The sequence below is a fragment of the Microcystis sp. BLCC-F209 genome (assembly GCF_041928595.1).
Taxonomy (GTDB): domain Bacteria; phylum Cyanobacteriota; class Cyanobacteriia; order Cyanobacteriales; family Microcystaceae; genus Microcystis.
This window is the reverse complement of sequence record NZ_JBHFLL010000076.1, coordinates 21279-29377: the sequence shown is the minus strand read 5'-3', so window position 1 is coordinate 29377 and position 8099 is coordinate 21279. Positions and strand designations below refer to the sequence as shown.

The window sequence follows — 8099 nt, the reverse complement described above, 5'->3', positions numbered from 1 at the left end:
TCTGCTCTTTCTTCTTCTTTAAGAGCTTTTTGTAAGTTTTTCTTTTCTTCTAAGTCTAGGAAATCTTTGGCTGGCATAAGTAGGAATTTTCTCAAGTTACTATTTCTATTTTAGGTGGTTTAAGTGCGTTTTAGCTTACTAGGGGAGCATCTCACCTTTGTAACCCCTAAATCAGGTTTTTATGTCAAGCTATTTTGAAAGCCTTGCTAGAAACCGGTTTTAGTGATAAGTATAATTACTAACTTGTATAAATGAGATGCTCCCACTGATGGACGATTTTATCGGCTCTTCTGGTTTCTGTGTGGAAACGAGGTCTATACTGAGAGTTTTTTCGGCAAAATAGTCCTAAATCTTGCCCAATAAGCACTTAACGATTCCATAAGTAAAAATTATCACACAAAGTCGAGAAGAACCAAAAATTTTGCTGCTAAGATTCAACATATAACCTTTAGTTCGTTAGACAGATGACAACCTTAACTGGAATAGTCGAATCAGCCTCTGCGGGAGAAACTGGATTTGATACCGATTATATACTAGACTTAGCTAAGGCGAAATTATTTTATCAAAGCGGTTATCGTTTCTGCTTACGCTATCTTTCCCTTTCCCAAGAAACTACCAAAGATTTAACCAACGGTGAAGCCGATGCCATTCTAAATGCCGGGTTAGCTTTGATGCCCGTCCAACACGTGCTTTATAAAGGTTGGACACCAAGTGCCACACTGGGGGAAAACCATGGTAAAGCAGCCGTCGAAAACGCCAAAACAGTCGGGTTTCCCGCTAAAGTCAATGTCTGGTTAGACTTAGAGGGAATTGATCCACAGGCAACTGTCCAAGACGTAGTAAATTACTGCAACAATTGGTTCGATCAAGTAAACGAAGCTGGCTATCTACCTGGTTTGTATGTAGGGGCTAATTCTATTTTAAACAGTTCAGAATTATACAAGGATCTCAAATTTCAATACTATTGGCATTCCTTGAGTATTGTTCCTGATGTTGCTGTTCGAGGATATCAAATGACTCAACAAGGGGTGCGTCAACAAGTTCATGGTATTAGTATTGATAAAAATACTACCCATAATGATAATTTGAATGGGATTGTACAGTGGCTCATTCGTAAAATAGATTCTCAGTCGTGAATTACCCCACAGACATGATCGGATGTAGTATTTTAATCAATTAACTAACTAAGGCGATAATTGTTATGATTTCTGTCAATGGTTTGCGCGGTCCTCGTATTTTTAGCGGTGCCTTAGTCTTTGTTAATCCTGATAGTACGACACCGCAAGTCATTCCTTTTCAATATAATCCGAGTCGCTTGCAACGATCCTTAGAACCCCAAATGGCAGGAGGTGAGGAAAATAACCGTTCTCTTGCCATCCGCTATACAGGCGCACCCGTTGAAATAATCAACATAGATATCCAGTTAGATGCTTCCGATAAACTGTGCCACGATGATCCGATTACAGTTCAATTAGGCATTTATCCTTATTTAGCCGCCTTAGAACTTTTAGCTTTTCCTTCCCTTAATCAAGTCCAAAAGAATCAATCTTTACTAGCAAATGGCACGCTAGAAGTAGCATCTTTGACCTCTCCTGATATTTACTTGGTTTGGGGGCCTCAGAGGGTGCTTCCTGTGAGAATCAATAACTATACAATTGTGGAAGAATTGTTTGATGCTCGCCTCAATCCTATTCGAGCGACGGTTTCCTTGAGTATGCGAGTGTTAAACTACTCAGATTTGAGTTCTTCTAACCCTCAATACCATCAATTTAGTGCCTATCAAAATATCTTACAATCTATGTCTAGTAGTGCTATTACTACTTCCAGTCAGATGTTGGGAGTGAATATCAATCAACTTAGATAAACCATTGAAATTGAGGAGGATTTTAAGTCTAAATGTTTGATCATACCAGTCGCTATTATGCTATTGCCGATGCTCGATATACGAGTTCTACTGGGCAGGAAATTATTTATAAACGCCGTCGTTTTCTTCCCCAAGGTCAAGATTTACCCTTTCTCACGAATGTTAAGGTTAATGATGGTGATCGGTTAGATATTATTGCGTCCAAAACTTTAGGTAATCCCCTGTTATTTTGGCGGATTGCGGATGCGAATAATGGGATGAATCCCATAGATTTGACTGAACGTCCAGGACGCATTTTAAAAGTTACGATTCCCCAAGTACCTGGAGAATAATCATGACGGGAACAGGTATTACGCTAAGATTAGCATTAGGAAAAAATCGTCCCAGTCCTGCGCCCCAATTTATTGCTGAATCCCTGCAAAGTGTCGAGATTACTCAAAGCGATCAAAGTCCGTCGAAGTTTCAATTATTGTTTCATGCTGACCGAACCAAAGTACTAAGTACCGATTATGAGTTATTGAGAAGTCCCCTCCTCACCCCAAAAAATCGAGTAATTCTGACCATCACACTTAACGGAACACCGAGTATTTTAATAGATGGATTTATTACCCAACAAGAATTAATTCACTCTCAAGAATTTGGGGCAGCTATGTTATCGGTGACAGGGGAAGATGTCAGCATTGTCATGGATCTGTATGAATGCTCTACCGAATATCCCAATTTGGGACACATCGCAATTGTTGAATTAATTCTCGCCAAATATATTCCTTTACTCGGTTTAATTATTCCCGAAATATTTCCTGCTACGTTACCCCCTTATCAATCGCTACAAGTGGATTGGGTTCCCCAACAAAATGCCACTGATCGCGCCTATCTTCAGCAATTAGCCGCCAGACACGGCTATCTTTTTTATATGAGACCAGGGCTAACTTTCTTGAGCAATATCGCCTACTGGGGTCCCCCCGTACGTAGGGGAAACCCACAACCCGCTATGACTGTGGACATGGGACCTGCGACCAATGTAGAATCGATTAACTTTTGCTATGATGCTCTATCACCCACCCTAGTCTATGGTTTTGCCCAGTCCGACCCCCTTCAACCCGAATTATCAGAAGACATCCCGATTGTTACCACTAATAGTACCCGAACGCCCCTATCTCAGTCCGAACTGCAACCCTTAGAACTGTCTCTGCCCTTTGTACGAACCCAACAGTTTACAGATCCCCGTCTTGGTCCCCTAGATGCTTTAGCAAAAGCCCAAGCGATTACCGATTTATCTATAGATAACGTCGTGGTTGCTCAAGGACAATTGAATACTCTCCGTTACGGGCATATTTTGCAAGCCCCTGGTATTGTGGGCGTTCGAGGTGTCGGTCATAGCTATGATGGTCAATATTATGTCCAAAGTGTTACCCACAAAATCGCACGGGGGAACTACCAACAACAATTTACTCTGACCCGTTCTGGTCTAGGAAGTCTGACGAATTTTGTTCAACCCTAATCTTAATTTAATTCTGTTTAATTTATGATGAATGGCAATTGTTCTCCCCGTTCCAACCCGACGAATAATGCAGATGCTGCGTCCTCTGATGGCGGGCAGCGTTTTTATGGTAAGTATCGAGGAATCGTGCTAGATAATGAAGATCCGTTAGGATTAGGACGAATTCGAGCAGAAGTTGCGGTGGTTTATGGATCTAAGTTAAATTGGGCTTTGCCTTGTACTCCTTATGCGGGTCCAGGCGTTGGGTTTTACGCTATTCCCCCTGTTGGGGCTAATGTTTGGCTGGAATTTGAAGGAGGCGATCCTAATTATCCTATATGGGTGGGCTGTTTTTGGGATGAAGGTCAAGTACCAAGGAGTTCCGAAGAATTGCCTAATCCTGCAACTAAGATATTTAAAACCGAATTTATCAAGATGGTACTCAATGATCTGCCGGAAGTGGGAGGTTTTACGTTAGAGTGTTCCCCTGAAGCGGTGGCGACTCCCTTAAAAATGGTTTTTAATTCAACGGGGATTGAAATTAATGCTGCCCCTGCCATCATTAAATTAGTCACAGAAGAAGGAATTACCCTCGAATTTCCTCCCGGTACGATTTCCATGACAGAAGCGGCCATTACCTCAGAAATTCCTGAATCAACCCTAACTCTAAACGAAGAAGCCATTTTAATAAATTCGGGTGATGTGACGGTAACAGCCACTGCTGATGTGGCTATAGAGGCTGCCACTACTAAAATAACAAGTATAGTCAACATAGAAGGAAATACTAATATAATCGGAGCAGTTGAGATAGAAGGAGAGACCAACATAGGGGGTGCTTTGACCGTTGAAGGGGAGACCAACATAGTAGGTGCTTTGACCGCTGAAGGAGGTATTGCTATATTAGGGGCTGGTACGATTGACGGAGAGCTTATCATTTAACATGGATAATTTTTCTTATTCTAAACTCAGGTTAATTTAGCCTCTCTATTTCAAAAAATTGCGAGTCCAACAAAAAAAATATGCAAATTGCTTTCCCTTTTAACCTCAATAATCAAGGTTTAGTCGCCACCACCGACTACAATCAACATATCTATCAAATGATCGAACAAATTCTCTTTACCATGCCGGGAGAAAGGGTTAATTTGCCATCCTTTGGTTGTGGGTTGCAACGATTAGTTTTTACCACTAATAATACGGAAATGGTAGCCGTTACTCAAGCGATGGTACAAGCTGCCCTTAGTCAGTGGCTAGGAGATGTCATTCAGGTGGCAACAGTAGAGGTTAAGAACGAGGACTCTAAGGTAACAATTTTGATTGAGTATGCTGTTCTGATTAGTCAAGAACGGTATCGAGTTAAATTTGAATGTTGAGGGGAAATCGTCAATGGAAATGACCGATAAATTTAGTTCTTATATACGATTACAACGTCGATTAAATGTTAGTCAACATCCTAACTTAATCGGACTGGATTTTCTTGAAATAGAGCAACAAGAACAACAATGGTATTTAAGAGCTTATTTTGTTTCACCTTCTCCTGAGCATTCCAATAAGCAACATATTCCCCCTAATTTGACTCCCGCTAATTTTCAAATAAAAACACTACAGAAAAATTTAGCACCTTTAAAAGTTGAGTCAGTGAGTTACATTAAAAATCATGTACAATTAGAACTAAATTTAACCACGAAAAATGAGGACTGGCTCGGTTTTTACCTTCTCACATTAATCGATATCGAGTATTTAGACTCGGCGTTATCTCAATTACCTTTTAGTTTATGGCCAGATAACACCATCCCGATTAATCCTCAGTCTCCTACTGATTTACCACCACCTTTACAATTACCTATTGAAATTAATTATTTAGCTAAAGATTATCAAAGCTTTCGGCAATTAATGCTAGATTATTTAACGTTATTACTCCCCCAATGGCAAGAACGTCACGAAGCTGATTTAGGAATTGTCTTAGTTGATTTACTCGCTTATGTAGCTGATTATCTCAGTTATTATCAAGATGCTGTTGCTACGGAAAGCTATTTAGGAACAGCGCGACGGAGGCTTTCTTTAACTCGTCATGCTAGATTACTAGATTATCAGGTATCAGAAGGATGTAATGCTAGGGTTTGGGTACAAGTACAAGTAACGGGAAATACTGTTTTACCGATTGGAACACCCCTATTGACACACAATCAACCCGCCCCTAAACGAATTTTATTTAATGAATATAAGCAACGTATTCAACAGGCTAATCCTTCAGAGCAAGTGTTTGAAACGATGGAAACAGTCTCCCTTTATGTTCAACATAATGAAATGTATTTTTATACTGGTGGAAGTCTTCAACTTTCCCTAAAAAAAGGAACAACTAAAGCGACTTTAAAAGGACATTTTTCTAACTTGCAACAGGGAGATATTTTGATTTTTGAGGAAGTTATTAATCCCCAGACTGGTTTAGCTAAAGATGCTAACCTTCAACATCGTCATGAGGTAAGATTAAGCCAAAAACCTCAACTGAGTTATGATGAACTTTACTCTCAAGAAATAACTGAAATTGAATGGATGCTAGAAGATAGATTACCTTTTGATTTGGTTGTGTCCAGCTTAACAAACGAGGGATGTTATCAACAGGATTGCACAGTGGTTAGAGGCAATATTGTTCTGGCAGATCATGGCTGTACCATTGATAATGATAAGCTCCTAGATATCGTTCCAGAACAGGGAAAATATCGCCCTCATTTCTGTCCGAGTGGATCGCTAACGTTTCGAGTTCTTTTTCAGTCTAATATCGCCAAGAAACAATCAGCTAAAAAAACCTTAGAACAAAAACCGCATCAGGCAACTCCTGCCATTCTCTTGCAAGAATTAGGAGGACTTTACCCATTTCTTCCTCCTAAAATAATTGGAAATAGTAATATTTGGATCGCCCAAAGAGATTTACTTGCCAGTAATCCGTTTAGCCAAGATTTCGTTTTAGAAATGGAAGAAGATGGTTTAATTTATCTACGGTTTGGCGACGGTAAACTTGGCAAACTACCCCCCATTGGGCATCAATTTCAGCCTATTTATCGGTTAGGAAATGGCATTCAAGGAAATGTGGGTCAAGAAACTATTACAACTATTGTAACTGATGATCTTAACATTATAGGTATTCGTAATCCGATGCCTGCCCAAGGGGGGGAAGAACCTGAATCTCTTGAAGAAATTCGTCTGAATGCACCAGTGGTTTTTTATACTCAAAAACGTTGTGTCACCGAGGCAGACCATGCAGCAAGAACCGAAACCCATCCTGATGTTATGCAAGCCATCGCTATTCGTAAATGGACAGGTAGTTGGAATACTCTCTTTATCTATGTTCTTCGTCATGAAGGGCGATCTGTAGATTCAGCATTTGCAGCAGAAATTAAGGATTATTTGACCCCTTGGGCAATAATTGGCACAGATTTAGTGATAAAGGGCGCACAATTTGTGCCAGTCGCCATTACCCTCAAGGTGTATATTAAGCCTCATACTGTGCCGAATCAGGTATTAGGTATCTTAAATTTGGCTTTTAGTTCGGTCATTTTTCCCGATGGAGAAAAAGGATTTTTTTCCCCAGATAGGTTTAAATTAGGTCGCCCCCTTTATCTGAGTCAAATTATCGCTCGTGCTTTACAGGTTCAGAATGTGGTTCGGGTTGAAGCAACTCAATTTCAGCGTTTGGATCGACTTTCGCGCAATGAACTAGATACAGGAGTGATTGAGGTATTACCATTAGAAGTAATTCAAGTGTTAAATAATGTGAAAGAACCCCAAAAAGGTAGAATTAAGTTTATCATTGAGGGATAATTCGGTAATTAGGTAGTTAGCGGTCATTGACGACAAGTTGAGTAGCGGATTATGGGGAGATATAGACCACCAGGAAGATCACGTTCATCTAGGAGAAAAGCCAAGAAACTACAGAGACTACAGGAACAACAGTCAAGGTTTTCTGCACCTTCTGTTGGAAGAAGACAGAGTTTTGAGCTTGGTGTACATGGTGCTAGAAGCCGTGAGCAGCGAAGACTAAGCCGGGATTTTGGTTTTCGTGTATCAGGTAATACACATGAATCAGAACACTCAGTGGGCTTTGAGCCTATTAATCGAACATCAGGCGAGAGAAGAGGAACAGTCGGCGCTCGATTTCTGGAAAATCAAGCACCTGCATATCAGGAAGTAAAAGATTTTCATAGATCTCATATTGGAACGGGTACTAAAAACGACCCTGATGAATCAGGTATGAATTCAAGACAATATCGTGATACTCAAAGAAGTCTCTTAGAAGAAGGGGATGTTAGTAGTGCTGTGCAAATGAACCAATTAGCATACGCTTTCCTTTTAGGTTTCCAAAAAAACAGGGGTAGCAGAGAAAACCAGATAGCCGATGACTCGTACAACCTCATGATAAGGAATATGAACAGACTAAGTTATGCCGATGGACTCTCGAACATAACTGTACCTGTTGATGAAAGGCAAAGAAAAGAAATGCGTCTAGCGCGAATTGCGGCGACAACGGGACAATGGCCAATAAATGAAATAAAGGAAGCCAATAAAAATTTAAGCCGACGTGAACCTGATGAAGAAAATGAGGAAAAGAAAGAGTGATAAAGAGTGGTTTGGGTTTTGATTAATTGTTTGTTCATAGTTCTATGTCTAAAGAAGATAACTTGTGCCAAACCCGATCCGATAAGGATTTTAGCCATCGCTTCTTCTATCAACTTTTACGGTGCAAGATGCGAGTAAATAACA

At 40.2% G+C, this 8099-nt stretch carries 8 protein-coding genes; all 8 read left to right on the top strand.

The annotated features are described in order from the left end of the window. Positions 1–464 precede the first annotated feature (464 nt). Positions 465–1136 (top strand): DUF1906 domain-containing protein, encoded by a 672-nt coding sequence (locus ACE1AQ_RS04680; protein WP_008198667.1) that lies wholly within the window; start codon positions 465–467, stop codon positions 1134–1136. Positions 1137–1201: 65 nt separating this feature from the next. After that, positions 1202–1864 (top strand): hypothetical protein, encoded by a 663-nt coding sequence (locus ACE1AQ_RS04675; protein ID WP_008198666.1) that lies wholly within the window; start codon positions 1202–1204, stop codon positions 1862–1864. Between the two features lie 32 nt (positions 1865–1896). After that, complete coding sequence (locus ACE1AQ_RS04670; RefSeq protein WP_008198664.1) at positions 1897–2196, top strand: hypothetical protein; 300 nt, start codon at positions 1897–1899, stop codon at positions 2194–2196. 2 nt (positions 2197–2198) lie between these two features. Beyond that, on the top strand, positions 2199–3365 hold the full coding sequence (locus ACE1AQ_RS04665; protein ID WP_110545463.1) for a hypothetical protein: 1167 nt from the start codon (positions 2199–2201) through the stop codon (positions 3363–3365). 24 nt (positions 3366–3389) lie between these two features. Beyond that, positions 3390–4283, top strand: a complete 894-nt coding sequence (locus ACE1AQ_RS04660; protein ID WP_216362938.1) for a phage baseplate assembly protein V — start codon at positions 3390–3392, stop codon at positions 4281–4283. Positions 4284–4363: 80 nt separating this feature from the next. Beyond that, a complete protein-coding gene (locus ACE1AQ_RS04655) occupies positions 4364–4714 on the top strand; it encodes a GPW/gp25 family protein (protein ID WP_008198656.1) in 351 nt (116 codons plus the stop codon). 19 nt (positions 4715–4733) lie between these two features. Continuing rightward, entirely contained in the window at positions 4734–7160 is a 2427-nt protein-coding gene (locus tag ACE1AQ_RS04650; RefSeq protein WP_172456656.1) for a baseplate J/gp47 family protein, read from the top strand. Positions 7161–7211: 51 nt separating this feature from the next. Beyond that, positions 7212–7955, top strand: coding sequence for a hypothetical protein (locus tag ACE1AQ_RS04645; protein ID WP_008198653.1), 744 nt, complete (start codon positions 7212–7214; stop codon positions 7953–7955). The last annotated feature ends 144 nt before the right edge of the window (positions 7956–8099 follow it).